16 protein-coding genes are annotated in these 13,795 nt (G+C 69.8%); 3 read left to right on the top strand and 13 right to left on the bottom strand.

Going from position 1 to position 13,795, the window contains the following annotated elements; genetic code table 11:
- Positions 1 to 112: 112 nt before the first annotated feature.
- Positions 113 to 838 carry a cytochrome c biogenesis protein CcdA gene (locus QN163_01370; protein MDR5682663.1) on the top strand — a complete coding sequence of 242 codons (726 nt, stop codon included), beginning with the start codon at positions 113 to 115 and terminating at the stop codon, positions 836 to 838.
- Between the two features lie 2 nt (positions 839 to 840).
- Here the strand turns inward: QN163_01370 and QN163_01365 are convergent, their stop codons facing one another.
- Positions 841 to 1,419 carry a nitroreductase gene (locus tag QN163_01365; GenBank protein ID MDR5682662.1) on the bottom strand — a complete coding sequence of 193 codons (579 nt, stop codon included), beginning with the start codon at positions 1,417 to 1,419 and terminating at the stop codon, positions 841 to 843.
- Between the two features lie 90 nt (positions 1,420 to 1,509).
- Between QN163_01365 and QN163_01360 the strand changes: the two genes are divergently transcribed.
- Complete coding sequence (locus QN163_01360; protein MDR5682661.1) at positions 1,510 to 1,938, top strand: hypothetical protein; 429 nt, start codon at positions 1,510 to 1,512, stop codon at positions 1,936 to 1,938.
- Here the strand turns inward: QN163_01360 and QN163_01355 are convergent.
- The 4 genes from QN163_01355 to QN163_01340 are packed head-to-tail and all read right to left on the bottom strand — an operon-like array spanning position 1,919 to position 4,445.
- Entirely contained in the window at positions 1,919 to 2,452 is a 534-nt protein-coding gene (locus QN163_01355) for an ankyrin repeat domain-containing protein (protein MDR5682660.1), read from the bottom strand. The genes QN163_01360 and QN163_01355 overlap by 20 nt on opposite strands.
- Entirely contained in the window at positions 2,415 to 3,593 is a 1,179-nt protein-coding gene (locus tag QN163_01350; GenBank protein MDR5682659.1) for a DNA adenine methylase, read from the bottom strand. Before QN163_01350 ends, QN163_01355 begins: the two co-directional genes overlap by 38 nt.
- A 16-nt stretch (positions 3,594 to 3,609) precedes the next feature.
- Positions 3,610 to 4,035, bottom strand: a complete 426-nt coding sequence (locus QN163_01345) for a hypothetical protein (GenBank protein ID MDR5682658.1) — start codon at positions 4,033 to 4,035, stop codon at positions 3,610 to 3,612.
- Entirely contained in the window at positions 4,032 to 4,445 is a 414-nt protein-coding gene (locus tag QN163_01340; protein MDR5682657.1) for a DUF5678 domain-containing protein, read from the bottom strand. Before QN163_01340 ends, QN163_01345 begins: the two co-directional genes overlap by 4 nt.
- Before the next feature lie 138 nt (positions 4,446 to 4,583).
- On the opposite strand from QN163_01340, the gene QN163_01335 reads away from it, so the two are divergent.
- Entirely contained in the window at positions 4,584 to 4,913 is a 330-nt protein-coding gene (locus tag QN163_01335) for a 4a-hydroxytetrahydrobiopterin dehydratase (protein ID MDR5682656.1), read from the top strand.
- A gap of 36 nt (positions 4,914 to 4,949) precedes the next feature.
- On the opposite strand, the gene QN163_01330 is transcribed toward QN163_01335, so the two are convergent.
- The 8 genes from QN163_01330 to QN163_01295 are packed head-to-tail and all read right to left on the bottom strand — an operon-like array spanning position 4,950 to position 13,517.
- Complete coding sequence (locus QN163_01330) at positions 4,950 to 5,669, bottom strand: ABC transporter ATP-binding protein (GenBank protein MDR5682655.1); 720 nt, start codon at positions 5,667 to 5,669, stop codon at positions 4,950 to 4,952.
- Positions 5,666 to 7,426, bottom strand: coding sequence for a branched-chain amino acid ABC transporter ATP-binding protein/permease (locus QN163_01325; protein MDR5682654.1), 1,761 nt, complete (start codon positions 7,424 to 7,426; stop codon positions 5,666 to 5,668). Before QN163_01325 ends, QN163_01330 begins: the two co-directional genes overlap by 4 nt.
- Positions 7,423 to 8,283, bottom strand: a complete 861-nt coding sequence (locus QN163_01320) for a branched-chain amino acid ABC transporter permease (GenBank protein MDR5682653.1) — start codon at positions 8,281 to 8,283, stop codon at positions 7,423 to 7,425. Before QN163_01320 ends, QN163_01325 begins: the two co-directional genes overlap by 4 nt.
- Positions 8,284 to 8,310: 27 nt before the next feature.
- A complete protein-coding gene (locus QN163_01315; GenBank protein ID MDR5682652.1) occupies positions 8,311 to 9,501 on the bottom strand; it encodes an ABC transporter substrate-binding protein in 1,191 nt (396 codons plus the stop codon).
- Between the two features lie 44 nt (positions 9,502 to 9,545).
- Positions 9,546 to 10,343 (bottom strand): alpha/beta fold hydrolase, encoded by a 798-nt coding sequence (locus tag QN163_01310; GenBank protein ID MDR5682651.1) that lies wholly within the window; start codon positions 10,341 to 10,343, stop codon positions 9,546 to 9,548.
- Positions 10,344 to 10,346: 3 nt separating this feature from the next.
- A complete protein-coding gene (locus QN163_01305) occupies positions 10,347 to 11,912 on the bottom strand; it encodes a long-chain fatty acid--CoA ligase (GenBank protein ID MDR5682650.1) in 1,566 nt (521 codons plus the stop codon).
- Positions 11,913 to 11,931: 19 nt separating this feature from the next.
- Positions 11,932 to 12,918: a 3-oxoacyl-ACP synthase gene (locus QN163_01300; protein ID MDR5682649.1), complete on the bottom strand. Its 987-nt coding sequence runs from the start codon at positions 12,916 to 12,918 to the stop codon at positions 11,932 to 11,934.
- An 8-nt stretch (positions 12,919 to 12,926) separates the two neighbouring features.
- On the bottom strand, positions 12,927 to 13,517 hold the full coding sequence (locus QN163_01295; GenBank protein ID MDR5682648.1) for a TetR/AcrR family transcriptional regulator: 591 nt from the start codon (positions 13,515 to 13,517) through the stop codon (positions 12,927 to 12,929).
- Positions 13,518 to 13,795: the final 278 nt, after the last annotated feature.

The raw sequence follows: 13,795 nt of genomic DNA, 5'->3' as shown, positions 1-13,795 counted from the left end.
GCGCCGGCAAGCCACGACGTCTGCCCGTCCAACGGGCTATGATGGAAGCGCTTGGCGTCCCCGACGGAGGCGGCGGCAGGCCCCGCGGGGGGAGTCGGCAGCAGGAGGGACGATGCCGGAGGTCGGTCTGATCGTGGCGTTCGGGGCCGGGGTGCTGGGGTTCCTCTCCCCGTGCATCCTCCCGCTGGTGCCGGGTTACGTCGCGTTCGTCTCCGGGGTGTCGGTGGCCGAACTCCAGGGCGGCGGGTGCGCCCCCCTGGCCCGCGTTCTGGTCGGCAGCCTGCTGTTCGTGGTGGGATTCTCGGTCGTCTTCACGTCCCTCGGCGCTTCGGCCTCGCTGTTGGGGACTCTGGTCCTGGAGTACCGGTCGGCCCTGACGCGCGCCGGCGGAGCGGTCGTCATCGCCATGGGCCTCGTCCTGCTCGGCGTCCTCCGGATCCCCGCCCTGTATCGCGAGCGCCGGATTCCGTTCACGCAGAACCGGTGGGGGATATGGGGCGCGCTGCCGTTGGGGATGGCGTTCGGGTTCGCGTGGACGCCGTGCGTAGGGCCCACCCTGGCCGCGATCCTGACCCTGGCGACCACCGCGGGCACGGTACAGGACGGCGCGCGGTTGCTGTTCGTCTACTCCCTGGGGCTGGGCCTGCCCTTCCTCGTCACGGCCGCGGTCCTCTCAAGCGCCGTCGGCGCGCTGCGCTGGGTGACGCGGCACGGACGCGCGATCGAGACCGCCGGAGGGCTGCTGCTGTTGGTGATGGGCGGTGCGATGGTCACCGACTCTCTGTTCGCGCTCAACGCCTGGCTGTTCCGGATCATCCCGTTCCGCCCGGCCCTCTGAGATCAGTCGTCCATCCACACGGTCTTCTGGGCCGCCGGGGTGCGCCGGCGCTGCGGCACTTCCAGGGGATACCCTGCGTAGACGACGCCGACGATGCGGCGGTCTGCGCCCAGGCCGAGGAACTCGCGCAGCGGCGGGTGATCGCGCAGCCCGCCGGTACGGAAGTACGTCCCGACGCCGAAGCTCCACAGGGCCAGCATGAACGCGTAGGCGGCGCCGAACGTGGCCCACAGGTCCTCCTCCCGGACCTCGGGGTCGTCGGCGAGGTGCGAGGTCACGACAACGATGACCGGCGTGTCGGCCGCGTCGCGATAGACGCGCTCCAGTGCCGCCTGGACCTCCGGCGCGTCGGGGTTGGGCATCAGCGTGCGGCGGAAGTCCCGCCGGATGGCCGCGAACCGTTCCTTCGCGCCGCCGGACAGCACGAAGAACCGCCACGGCTCGGTCAGGCGGTGGTTGGGGACCCAGACCGCGGCATCCAGCGCCTGTTCGAGGATCGCCCTCGGCACGGGGTCGGGGCGGAACTTGCCGACGCTGCGCCTTGTGCGGATCAGCTCCAACACGCCTGCCGCTTCCGTCATATCCGACCTCCTGAGGATCTGCGCTTTCAGTCTACGGAAGCAGGAGGAAAAACGGAACGGACGGCCAAGACAGCTGAAAAGGGGGTCCAGGTGAGGCGCCGTGCGCGCGTCCGGATCCGCGCGTGGCTGGTTGCGTGCGCGATCCTCCTGGCGGGCTGGGGGTCGGCTTCCGCCCAGGACCCTAACACGCCCACCGCCACCGTCATCCGCAACCTCATCGAGTCGTTCATCGGCGACGACACCGTCCGCAGCGTGCGGCTCACCGGTGCCACGGCGGACGTCCACGTGGCGATGGACGACGTAAAGGCGATGCCGCGCGACCGCAAGGAGTGGATTTGGTTCTTCACCGACGTGACCGACATCGCCACCAGCCGCGTCTTCTTCCCGCCGGCGTTCCACGAGGGCGTCTCCCGCGTCCACCGCATCAACATACAGTACACGTTGGCGGGTAAGACGATCGTCCGCGCCACGCGCAGTCGGTCCGACCGGAAGTCCACCGTCACCGTCTCGCCCCCCTAGCCCGCGCCCTGTCCCGGACTGCAGGCCCGGTCGGGGCGCCCGGCGGGTCGCGAGGTCCGACCGGATCGACGAGACCCGGCGCCAGTCCGGGTGAAGGCGCGTCGTCGGTAAGCCCGCCGGCCCTCGCCAGGGTCACCTCCGAGCCCCGCTCGACGAGGAACCGTACCAGTTCGTGGTCGCTGCCGATCGCGGCGTGGAACAGGATCGGGATGCCGTGGGCGCCGCGCGCGTTGGCGAGCGCGGGGTCGGCTTCGACGGCTTGGCGAACGAAGTCGTCCATGCCCAGCATCGCCGCGGCGCAGATTCCCAACTCCGCCCCCTCAGACACCAGGTACGCGGCGATCTCCTTGTGTCCGACGTGGGCGGCCGCCCTCAGGGGCGTTTCGCCCGCGCTCGAGCAAGCGTTCACCAGTTCCGGGTGCGCCCGCACCATCTGCCGCACGCCGTCCAGGTCGCCGTGCTCCCTGCGGACGAACTCATCGACGACCTCTTGAGGCAGCTCGCACCGGTCCACTGCAGTCCGCCCTTCTGGGTCCTCCGGCGGTCGGCCGAGCCGTCGCCGATCCACGGTAGGCGAGCGCTGCCGACCGTGCGGAGCGCGTCTGGGGCCGGATGCTCCCGGCGGATGCGGCCACCGCGCGCTGCACGACGGCCGCGTCCGGACCCACCAAGAACAGGTACTCCGTGTTCCGAAGGGGACCTGGACGGCCCACCTTCTCGCCGCGTGGGTTGTAGACTCCGATCTGCGCGCCGACGTAGCGTTTGAAGTCCACCTCAACGGTCGCGACGTAACCGCGCTCGCCCAGCAGGTCGGCCATCTGCTCTTTGGTCACGAAGCCCTCGTTGTTGAACGACACCAGCAGGTAGCTGGCCCGTACCGACGTCACGATCCGGCGCAGTGCGTCGTGAATGCGGCGCTTGGAGTTGAAGGCGCTGTCGTAGTCGCGGCAGTCCACCCGCTTGCACGCGACCCCGTACACGGGAGGGTTGTCCCAGCGCACCAGCGTCTCCCAGACGTGGTAGTTGCCCAAGTAGCTGTGCTGATTGTACGGCGGATCGAGGTACACCAAATCCGCCTCCACGACCTTGGCCGCCTCGACCGCGTCCATCCGAAGCGCGGCCCCGTACCCCGGCAGCACCTCCGGCACGCGCAACTCCAGATCCCTCAGCGCGCGCGGCGCCCAGGTCTTCAGGTAGGCCATCTGAACGCCGGTGGTCGAATCGACGCGGTCGGCCGCCTCCATCAGCGACGCCAGCGCCACGGCCTCCACGTCCGGCTCCAGGCACATCTCGGCGATGCGTTCCCGGATCGCGTCGATCCGCTCCCCGTTCTTGGGGTGGAAGTAGCGCGAGCGGACGCAGAACGTCTCGGTGAAGTAGCCGGCCTGCGGCCTGACGGTGCGCAGTTCCGCGATCACCGCGCGCGCGTGGGGCAGGACCCGGCGGGCGTCGGCCTGGACATAGCAGCGCGCCAGGACGTGCGCGTAGCAGAGGTGGTCGTTGGCCACCACCCGGTAGCCGCGACGCTTGAGCGCGTGGGCCACGCGCGCGGTCCCCGAGAACAGGTCGGCGACCGTCTGCACGTCCGGCAGTGCCTCCACCACCCGCAGGAGGCGGGGGAGGAGGACGCGCTTCGAACCGATGTACTTGATCAACGGAGGCGAGCACCCGTCAGGGCATCCTGCCCAAAGTCACGTTCCTCTGGGAGAGGGTCGCGGTGGGGGGCAGCCCGATCCGCGTCCGCCGCGCCGGCCCGTCCAGCGTCACCACCCACCCGTTGAGGACATCCCTGCCCACCAACGCCTCCGCCCCCAGCTCCGCCGCCTCGACCACGACCTCCGCGCCCGACATGCGAAGCCGGGCGGCGTACAGGGGCACCCTCACCGTCTTCCCAGAGATCCCGCGCACCGTCAGCGCTCCGATCCGGGGCAGCCGCACCCGCGCCGCCGTACCCGCGGGCAGGACCGTCAGGTCGGCGCCGCAGTCGACCAGCGCCCGCAGCGCTACGGCGTCCGTGCCCACCGGCGGCATCACCGCCAGCGGCAAGACCGGAGCCGGCGGGGTCCTGGCCGCGTCGTACGGGTAGTCACCGATCATTCGCGCACAACCATCGGAGAAGGCAGCCGCGCCACGCGCTCGGCCGCGGTGACCTTCGGCATGAACACCGCTCGGTTGCCCAGGCGCGCGAAGACCCGCCGCGCCAGCGCGTCGAAGTCGAAGTCGTGGTCGATGACCCTCCTGCCGTCGATCGCGACGTACTGGTCCCGGTAGCGCCGCAGCAGCCTGCCGCGGTTGGCACGGTACCACCGCGCGCTGTCCTCAAGACCTCGTTCGTCTTCGGCCTCGGTCCCCTCGCCGACGACCGCGGACAAGGCCTCGCGGACGAGTTCGGCCAGCGTGATCCCGCGGCGCGCCGCCACCGCCTTCGCCTCGCGGACCAGGGACTCGGGCATCCCTCGCAGGTACAGCGTCGCGCCCTTTCCCATTGCGCTCACCTCTGTCGTCAAGATAACACGGCCCACTTCCGACGTCATCCCTCGCCGGGCGGGCCGCCATGCTACATTGGCGACAGGGGGACCTGGCTCAGGCGGAGGTGCGAGATGCCCCAAGCAGAAGAGCGCGCACACGTTCCAGCGCTGCGCGAGATGAAATGCAGCGCCTGCCGCGGCGGCGAGCCGACTCTCACAGACGACGAGATCGCCCAACTGCATCCGCAGGTTCCGGACTGGCAGGTCGTCGAACGCGACGGCATCCGGCGGCTGGAGCGCGTCTTCCGGTTCAAAGACTTCGCGGAGGCGATGGCCTTCACCCACCGCGTCGCCGAGATCGCGGAAGCCGAGGGCCACCACCCCGCGATCCTCACCGAGTGGGGGCGCGTCACCGTCACCTGGTGGACCCACAAGATCCGGGGCCTGCACCGCAACGACTTCATCATGGCCGCCAAGACCGACGAGGTCTACCGCAGCTCGTCGTGACCCTTGACGGCCCTCGGTGCCCACGAGACGCGCCCCTCACGTCGCGAGGTATGCGCGGCGGACGTGGGGGTCGTCGAGGAGTTCGGGGCCCGGGCCGGTGAGGGTGATCCGGCCGTTCTCGAGCACGTACGCGCGGTGGGACATGCGCAGGCTGCGGCGGACGTCCTGCTCGACGAGCAGGACAGTCAGGCCCTGCCGGTTGACCTCTCGCAGCGTGCGGAACAGCTGCTGGACGACGACCGGTGCCAGCCCCAAGGACGGCTCGTCGACGAGCAGCAGCGCCGGCTGGGCCATCAGGGCGCGGCCGATCGCCAACATCTGCTGCTCGCCGCCCGACAGCGTACCCGCGGGCTGCCGCGATCGCTCGCGCAGCCGCGGGAACAGTTCGTAGACCAAGTGCAGCGAGGCGCCGCGGCGTGCCCAGGCCGACGGCAGCATCGCCGCCCCCAACACCAGGTTGTCCTCGACCGACAGCCCCCAGAAGACATGCCGGCCCTCCGGCACGTGCGAGATCCCCAGCCGTACGATTTCCGCAACCGCCTTCCCATCGATCCTGCGGCCCGCGAAGACGATCCGACCCTCCGCCGCCCGCACGATCCCCGAGATCGTTCGCAGCAGCGTCGTCTTACCCGCGCCGTTCGCTCCAACCAGCGTCACGATCTCGCCCGACCGCACTTCCAGGTTCACGTCCCACAGGACGCGCACGGCTCCGTAGCCGGCCTGGAGGTTGGAGATGCGCAACAGCGCTTCGCTCATTCGTCGTCCGAGCCGAGGTAGGCGTCCAGGACGCGCGGATCGGATGCGACCTGCTGGAACGGCCCTTCGGCGAGCTTGCGGCCGAAGTTCATGACGATGACGCGGTCGCACAGCGCGCGCACGCTGTGCATGACGTGATCGATGAGCAGGACAGTCACGCCCGCTTGCCGCACGCGGCGGATCGTCTGCACCGCCTGCGCCGCCTCCGCCGGCGTGAGCCCGGCCAGGACCTCGTCCGCCAGCAGCAGCCGCGGGTGGGTGGCCAGCGCCCGCGCGAGCTCCAGCCGCTTGAGGTCGGCCACCCCCAGGCCGGCGACGGACCGGTGCATCAACGGCTCGAGGCCGACCAGACGGCAGATCGAGACTGCGTCCTGGCGCGCGCGCTCCACCGACTTGATGGTTGCGTGCCCGAACAACTCGCCTACGACCACGTTGTCCAGAACGGTCATGTCGGCAAACGGCTGCATCAACTGAAAGGTGCGGCCGATCCCCAGCCGCGCGCGGTCCTCCGGTCGGGCGCGCGTGATGTCGGCCCCCCCGAACACGACGCGCCCGGCGTCCGGCGCGAGCAGACCGGAGATCAGGTTGAAGACGGTGGTCTTGCCCGCCCCGTTGGGACCGATGATCCCGAGGATCTCGCCTTCTTCTACGTGGAACGAGAGGTCGGAGACGGCGACCAGGCCGCCAAACCGCTTCGTGAGGCCCTCGACAACCAGCAACGAGCCACCGCCCGAGCGCGCTGCCGACGTCGGGGGCTGCGGTGCCGCCACGCCGCCCGGCGCGGCCGCCGGCCCATCGGCCCGCGCTGCCCGCCCGGCGGGCGACGGGCCTCGCGCGCGGGCAGCGGCCTGGTGCCAGACCCCCAGCAGGCCGCCGGGCATGAACAAGATCGCCAGGGCCAGGATCAGCCCGTAGAGGATGAGGTATCCCCTCTGGATCGACTCACGCAGCACTTCCTCCGCGGCCCGCAGCAGCACGGCGCCCAGCACCGGCCCGGCGGTCGAGTACAGCCCCCCGAAGATGGGGGCGACGAGCGCGCCGACCGAGACCGCGAGGCTGTAGGACTCCAGGGGGCTGATGAACAGAAACGCGTGCGCGTAGTAGGCGCCCGCCGCACCGGCGAAGAACGCACTGATCCCGAATGCCGCGATCTTGAAGCGCACCACGTCCACGCCCATGACGCGGGCGACGCCCTCGTTCGTGCGCATCGCGGTGAACGCGTACCGCCACCGCGACCGCTGGATCACCCACGACGCGGCGACTGCGGCGGTCAGCACTGCGAGGATGAACAGGTACTGCGGGACGATGCGGCCGCCGAACAGCGGCACCGTCACCAGCCCGGTGGCGCCGCCGGTAAACGGCAACTGGTTGGTGGCGATCCGCAACGTCTCGGTGAACGCGAGCGTGCCGATCGCGAAGTAGATCCCGTGCAGACGTAGCATCAGCAGGCCCAGCCCGACGGCGACCGCCACCGACACAACAGCGCCCAGCGCGATGCCCGCAAGCGGCGGGACGGTGAGGAGCTTTACGGCCAGCGCGCTCGTGTATCCACCCAGGCCGTAGAAGGCGGCGTGCGCGAGGGACAGCTGTCCGGTCCGCGCCAGCACGTCCCACGAGAGCGCCAGCACCGAGAAGATCAGGATCGCGCGCGCCTGCTGCAGGCGGTAGGGGCTGGCCTCCTCCGCCCAGAAAGCGAACGCCACGGCCGCACCCAACAGGACGAGCGCCGCCCCCGCTGCCTTTGGCCGGCGCGTCATCGGAACAGCCCCTGGGGCCGCACGATCAGCACCACGAAGATCAACACGAAGAACACCGCCTCCGACCACCCGCTGCCGCCGGGGAGGTAGAACTCCACGAAAGCCTCCGCCAGCCCCAGCACCAGGCTCGCGTACACGACGCCGCGGATGTTGCCCAGCCCCGCGACCACGATGATCGCAAAGGCCTTGAGGGTGTACAGTAGGCCGACGTAGGGCGAGATCGCGAACTGCATCACGAGCAGCACGCCCGCAACACCGGCCAGCGCGGTCGAGATCCCGAACGCCAGCAAGTACACGCGCTCCACCTCGATCCCCACCAGGCTGGCGCCGAGGCGGTCCTGCGCCACCGCCTGGATCGCCTTGCCGACGCGGCTGCGGTCGAGCAGCAGGTACAGGGCGGCGGTCACCGCCAGCGCAACCGCGAACACGATGACCTGTGGTACCCCGAGGCGGATCGCACCCAGCGCCACCGAGAGATGCCCGTAGGGGACCGGCGTGGTGCGGTTGTCCCCCGACCACAGGATCACCGCCATGTTCTGCAAGAAGATCGAGATGCCGAACGTCAGCAACATCTGGTTGAGCGGCGGTGCGCGCAGGACACGCTGGATGCTGGTGCGGTACGTAGCCGCGCCGAGCGCGTAGAGTACGACCGCGCCCAGGGGAATCGACAGCAGCGGGTCGACGCCGTACAGCTCGTGCGCCCAGTAGCCCAAGAACCCGCCGAGCATCAGGTACTCGCCGTGGGCGAAGTTGACGATGCCGACGACGCCCACGGCCAGGGCCAGCCCGACCGAGGTCAGGGCGTACAGCCCCGACCGCAGGACGCCGAACGCCAGCATCTGCAGCAACTCGGTCATGGACTCCGCAGCCCGTCGGTCCGCCCGCTACCTCCCAAAAGGTGCCGGGTAGAGCAGGCGGCCGCCGGCGATCTCCTCCGGCCAGACCACGACCTGCTTGCCGTTCTGCCACTGGAAGCCGATCAGACGCGTGAAGCCCTGATTGCGCCCGTAGATGCTGCGCTTGAACGTGAGCTTCATCCCGATCGGCCCGTCGTAGTCCGTCGCCCTCATCGCCCGGATCAGAGCTCCCAGTTCCGTGGACCCGGCACGGCGGATTGCGTCGGCCACAGTGACCAGGTTCGTGTACGCGAGCGGCGCCCAGTACGAGGTCGGTTCCTCGCGGAACCGCTCGCGGTAGCGGCGCACAAAGTCGCGCGAGGCCCGCGCCGGGTTCTCCGGTGTCCACAGCGCGACGCCCGAGATGTAGTTGCCGGCCGGCAACCGCTCGAACCCGACCGGCCAGGAAGGCGGCGACCCCAGGATCATCTTCGGGGAGTAGCCGACTTGCCGCGCCTGCGTAGCCATCGGCACCACGTCCTGGTCGAAGCCGACGAACAGGAACACGTCAGCGTCGGACCCCCTCGCCTTCGTCAGCAGAGGAGTGAGGTCGGGCGAGCCGGTGCGGAACGGTTCGGCCGCGACGATCGTCAGCCCGTACTGCCGCGCGAACGCCCGTGCCTCGTCGACGGCGCTGGCGCCGAACGGACCGTCCTCGTAGGCGAGGAAGATCGTGCGGGCGCCGGCGCTGCGGATGAACCGGTAGGTGGAGTCGGCGTTGTGGTACTGCCAGGGATGGTAGTGGAAGAACCACTCCGCGTCGGCCAGCGCCTGTTCGACGATGACGGCCGCCGCGCCCGTCCAGGCCATCAGCACCGGACGCTGCCGTGCCTGCGCGGCGACGGCGATCGAGACCGAGGACTGCAGCCCGCCCAGGACCGCGATCACCTCGTCGCGGGTGACCAACTTCACGTACGCGGCAGCCCCCGTCGGCGGGTCGCCGCGGTCGTTCTCGATGATCAGCTCGACCTGCCGGCCGAGCACGCCGGTGCGGTTGACGTCGTCCAAAGCGAGCTGGTAGCCCCTCTGCATGAACTGACCGCTCACCCCGGCGGCTCCGGTGAGCGGCACGATCGCGCCGACCCTGATCGTCGGCCGCTGCGCCTGCGCCGGCACCGACCCGGCCAGCAGGATCAGCACCGACAGAACCGCCCACGTCTTCCATCGCCACGTGCTCATCGTCCCCCCTCCCCTGGTTTTCCGTCCTCCGGACGGGCTGGTGGTTACGGGCCGAGCAAGAACTCCTCGACCAGCCGATTGAACTCTTCTGACCGCTCGATGAACAGCAGGTGTCCGGTCCCTTCGAAGACCACACGTTCGGCGTTCGGAAGGCGATCGGCGAGCAGCTGCGCGTTCGCCGGCGGCAGCACGCGGTCGTCGGATCCCGCGATCACCAGCGCGGGGTGGCGGACCTCATGCAGGCGCGACGAGACGTCGAAGGCCTGGCCGGCCGCGAACTGCCGCATCCACGCCTCGGGCGGCTGCGGGTTCTGCAGCCGCCAGTCCACGATGCGCTCGATCTCCTCCGGGTGGGATTGCATGTAAGGCGGGCTGAAAGCCAGCGCCATCGCGGCGCGCAGCCCCTCGCGCGGGGGCAGTGCGCGCGCGGCCAGCAGGGCCTGCGCGGTCTGCGGCGGCATCGGGACCGCGTCGGGGCCGCCCGGCGTGGTGTTGACGAGGACCAGTCGGTCGACGCGATCGGGGTGACGCAGGCTCAGATTGAGGGCGATCATCCCGCCCATCGACACGCCCAGCACGTGCGTCCGACGTACGCCGAGGTGATCCAGCAGCGCCGCCGCATCGTCGGCGAACAGATCGATCGTGTAGGGCGCATCGGGTTTGTCGGACAGCCCGACGCCCCGGTTGTCCGGGGCGATCAGGTGAAAGCGTCTTCGCAGCGCGGGCCGCTGCTTGAACCACATCCACAGCGCGTACCCAAGCCCCTCCAGCAGGAGCAGGGGCGGGCCGGTTCCTTCCTCCTCGTAGTAGAGCCGGATGCCGTTGACCTGCGCGTACGGCATCAGTCAGCCACCCCCGGTCTGCGCGAGGTGCTCGCGCAGCACGCGCTTGAGCACCTTGCCGGCGGCGTTGCGCGGCAGCGCCGGCACCACTTCCAGCAGGCGCGGGATCTTGTAGCGGGCCAGGTGCGGCTCGCAGAACCGGAACAACTCGTCGGCGGTCAGCGCGTGTCCAGGGCGCAGGACGACAATCGCCTTGGGCACCTCGCCCCAGCGTTCGTGCGGGACGCCGATCACCGCGGCCTCGGCGACCGCGGGGTGACGGTACAGGACATCTTCGACCTCGGCCGGATAGATGTTCTCGCCGCCGGAGATGATCATGTCCTTCTTGCGGTCCACGATGTAGAAGAACCCCTCGGCGTCCCGCCGCGCCAGGTCTCCGGTCTTGAACCAGTCGCCCTCGAACGCCTCCTCCGTCTCGCGTGGGCGCCGCCAGTATCCCGAGAAGAGGTTGGGGCCACGGGTCCACACCTCGCCGACCGCATCCGGCGGCACCTCGCGTCCGTCGTCGTCGACGACGCGCGCTTGGACGTGGACGGCGGGCTTGCCGGCCGACCCCGCCTTGCGGAAGGCGTCTTCGGCCGGAAGGATCAGACACGTCGGTGCGGTCTCGGTGAGGCCGTAGCCCTGCTGAAACAGCAGGCCGCGCTCTTGGAAGGCCTCGATGATCCGCAGCGGACACGGGGCTCCGCCGCAACTGAAGCGGACACCGGATACGTCCGCGCGACGGAAGGCCTCGGACTCCAGCAGCATCAGGTAGATCGAAGGGACGCCAAACATCGCGCTGACCCGGTGCTCTTCGAGCAGCCGCACCGCCTCTTCGGGATCGAAGCGGCGCTGAAGGACCGCGGTGCCGCCGACGTGCAGCGTCGGCAGTGCGAACAAGCCGATCCCGCCGATGTGGAACATCGGCAGGACGTTCAGCGTCACGTCGTCGGAGGTCAGACGGACCGCCGTTCCGATGTTGATGCTGTTCCACAGCTGCGTCCGCTGCGTGAGCACCGCGCCCTTGGGGCGTCCGGTCGTTCCGGAGGTGTACATGATCAGCAAGGGGTCGTCGAACCCGCCGGCCGGTGCGGGCGGGTCTGCCGACAGTTCGCCGTAGGCGGCCGCCCACGGAGGTACGGGGAGGTCGGTGTCGAACGCGACCGCCGCGCGGATTGATCCCGCTTCGGGACGAGCCCGCAGCGCTTGGGCGAGGTCTCCTAGCTCGGGATCGACGAACAAGACCACTGGCTCGCTGTCGCTTACTTGGAAGGCCAGTTCCGAGGCGGTCAGCCGCCAGTTGAGCGGCACGAGGATCGCTCCGAGCCATGCCGCAGCGAACAGGACCTCGACGTACTCGGCGCGGTTGACCGACAGGATCGCCACCCGATCCCCCCGCCGCACACCCATCTGCCCCAGGGCGCCCGCCAGCGAGGCGACGCGGTCGTGCAGGGCTCTGTAGGTGAAGCGGCGGGGGCCGTCGATCAACGCGGTCCGACCGGGCGCGATGTCGGCGCGGCGCTCCAGCCAGTGCCAGATGCCCCAGTTCGTGGTGGGACGCTGCGCAAACGTCGGGATGTCGGTCATCGGGTTCCTCCGACCTGCTTCACCATCGGATCGCTGTCGCCGCCCACGTGTATCCGGTGCCGGCGCTGACGGCCACGACCAGGTCGCCTGGCCGCAGCCGACCCGCCCGCGACGCTTCGGCCAGTCCGACCAGAGGATCGATCGCGGACATGTGCCCGAAGCCCTCGAGGTAGGTAGCCTGTTGGGGCTCCAGCCCCAACGCGGCCAGCAGCGCGTCGTGCATCGACCGCTTCATATGCAGCGGGGCGATGAACGCCACGTCCTCGGACGTAAACCCGCTGCGCTCCACCGCCTCGCGTACGACCCGTACGAATCGGTCGAGCGACACCGGATCCAGGCGTTCCTTCATGCCCTGCGGGTCACGGACGTCCAACGCGTGCATCCCCCGCTCTACCGTCTGGTGGGAAGCGGGGTACACCGACCCGCCCGCGGGGACCATCACGTCGTCCGCGAAGGAACCGTCGGTGACCGCGGCCGACTCCAGCACCCTGTGGCCGTCTGCGCCCCGCCGCAGCAGCGCCGCGGCGGCCCCATCAGCGAAGTTGAAGGCAAACCGCGAGCGGTGGTTGCGGTAGTCGATCACATACGACTCGCGCGACGCGCCCACCAGCAGCACCGATCCCAACCGTGCGTCAGCGGCCAGCATGTCGCGAGCCAGCCGCAGGGCGATGGGCGCGCAGGCACTGGTCGCCATCACCTCGAATGCGAACGCACGATCTAACCCCAGCGCATGCTGGATCTTGGGGGCGCAGCTCCACAGGTAGTAGTCCTTGTGCGCACTCCCGAAATAGACGACGGCGCCGACGTCCGTTCCGTACTCGAAGACCAGCGGGGCGGCCGCCTTGACCGCCATGTCCGAGACGTGCTCGTCCGCTGCGGCGATGTGCTTGCCGCGCAGGCCGAACTTGCGCTCGACCACCTCCAGGGGAATGCCCGTCCGGTCGGCGATCTCGGCCGCGGTCTGCACGCGCGCGGGTACATAGGTGGAGATCCCCACGATACTCACCGGAGGCGTCACGCCGGCCCCCCCGTAAGCGCACGCCGGATGAAGCGCATGACCTGGTCCATCGTGTGGGCGGGAGGCCCGTCCGGTTCCCAGAGCACGTAGCGCATGCCGACGAAGTCGGCGATCCCCATCAGGCAGTAGGCGACGACCTCGGGGTCGAAGGCGCCGATCTGTCCCCGCCGCATCGCCTCCGCCAAGCCGCGCGCGTAGCCGCTCGCCAGCCGACGGTAGTACCAGCGGAACAGCTTCCGATCCACGAACTCGGCCTGGTTGACGATCCGGTAGATGCCTTCGTGGCGGCGGATGAAACGGAAGAACGTCTCGAACCCGACCCGCTCGATCTCCAGGCGATCCGCCAGGCCCGCGGTCGCCTCACGGATCGCCCGCCGCAGGTTGCGGCTGCGCTCGCGCACCAGTTCCGCCAGGATGGCGCGCTTGCTCGCGAAGTACACGTAGAACGTCCCCTGCGCCACGCCCGCCCGCCGCGTGATGTCGGAGATGGACGCCTCGTGGTATCCCTTCCGCCCGAAGACCGCTTCGGCGGCGTCCAGCAGCTTCTGCCGCGTGCGCTGTCCGCGGGTGGAGGCAGGGCGGGCCACGGGGACGCGGCGCGCCGCGGACGTTCCGACAACGGGGTTAGTTGACAAGTGAGTCACCTATCATGTTGGCACATACCACGCCGGCTGCGGTTTCTCCTGCTGCCTGGTTGTTTGCCCGGCAGGACGCCCACGCGGTCACCGTGGGGACGCGCGGGCCGGCGGCCGGGGGCGATCGTCCCGACTTTCGTGGGGCGAACCTGGCCGCGGTCTTGCTCGTACCCTGCGGGCAGGAGGAGTTGGGGCGGTGTGGACGAATACCCCGGCAATCGCCGCAGCGT

This window comes from Armatimonadota bacterium (genome assembly GCA_031432545.1).
In the GTDB taxonomy this organism is placed as follows: domain Bacteria; phylum Sysuimicrobiota; class Sysuimicrobiia; order Sysuimicrobiales; family Sysuimicrobiaceae; genus Caldifonticola; species Caldifonticola tengchongensis.
The sequence above is the reverse complement of the archived record's forward strand: the minus strand, read 5'-3'. Positions and strand labels throughout refer to the sequence as shown.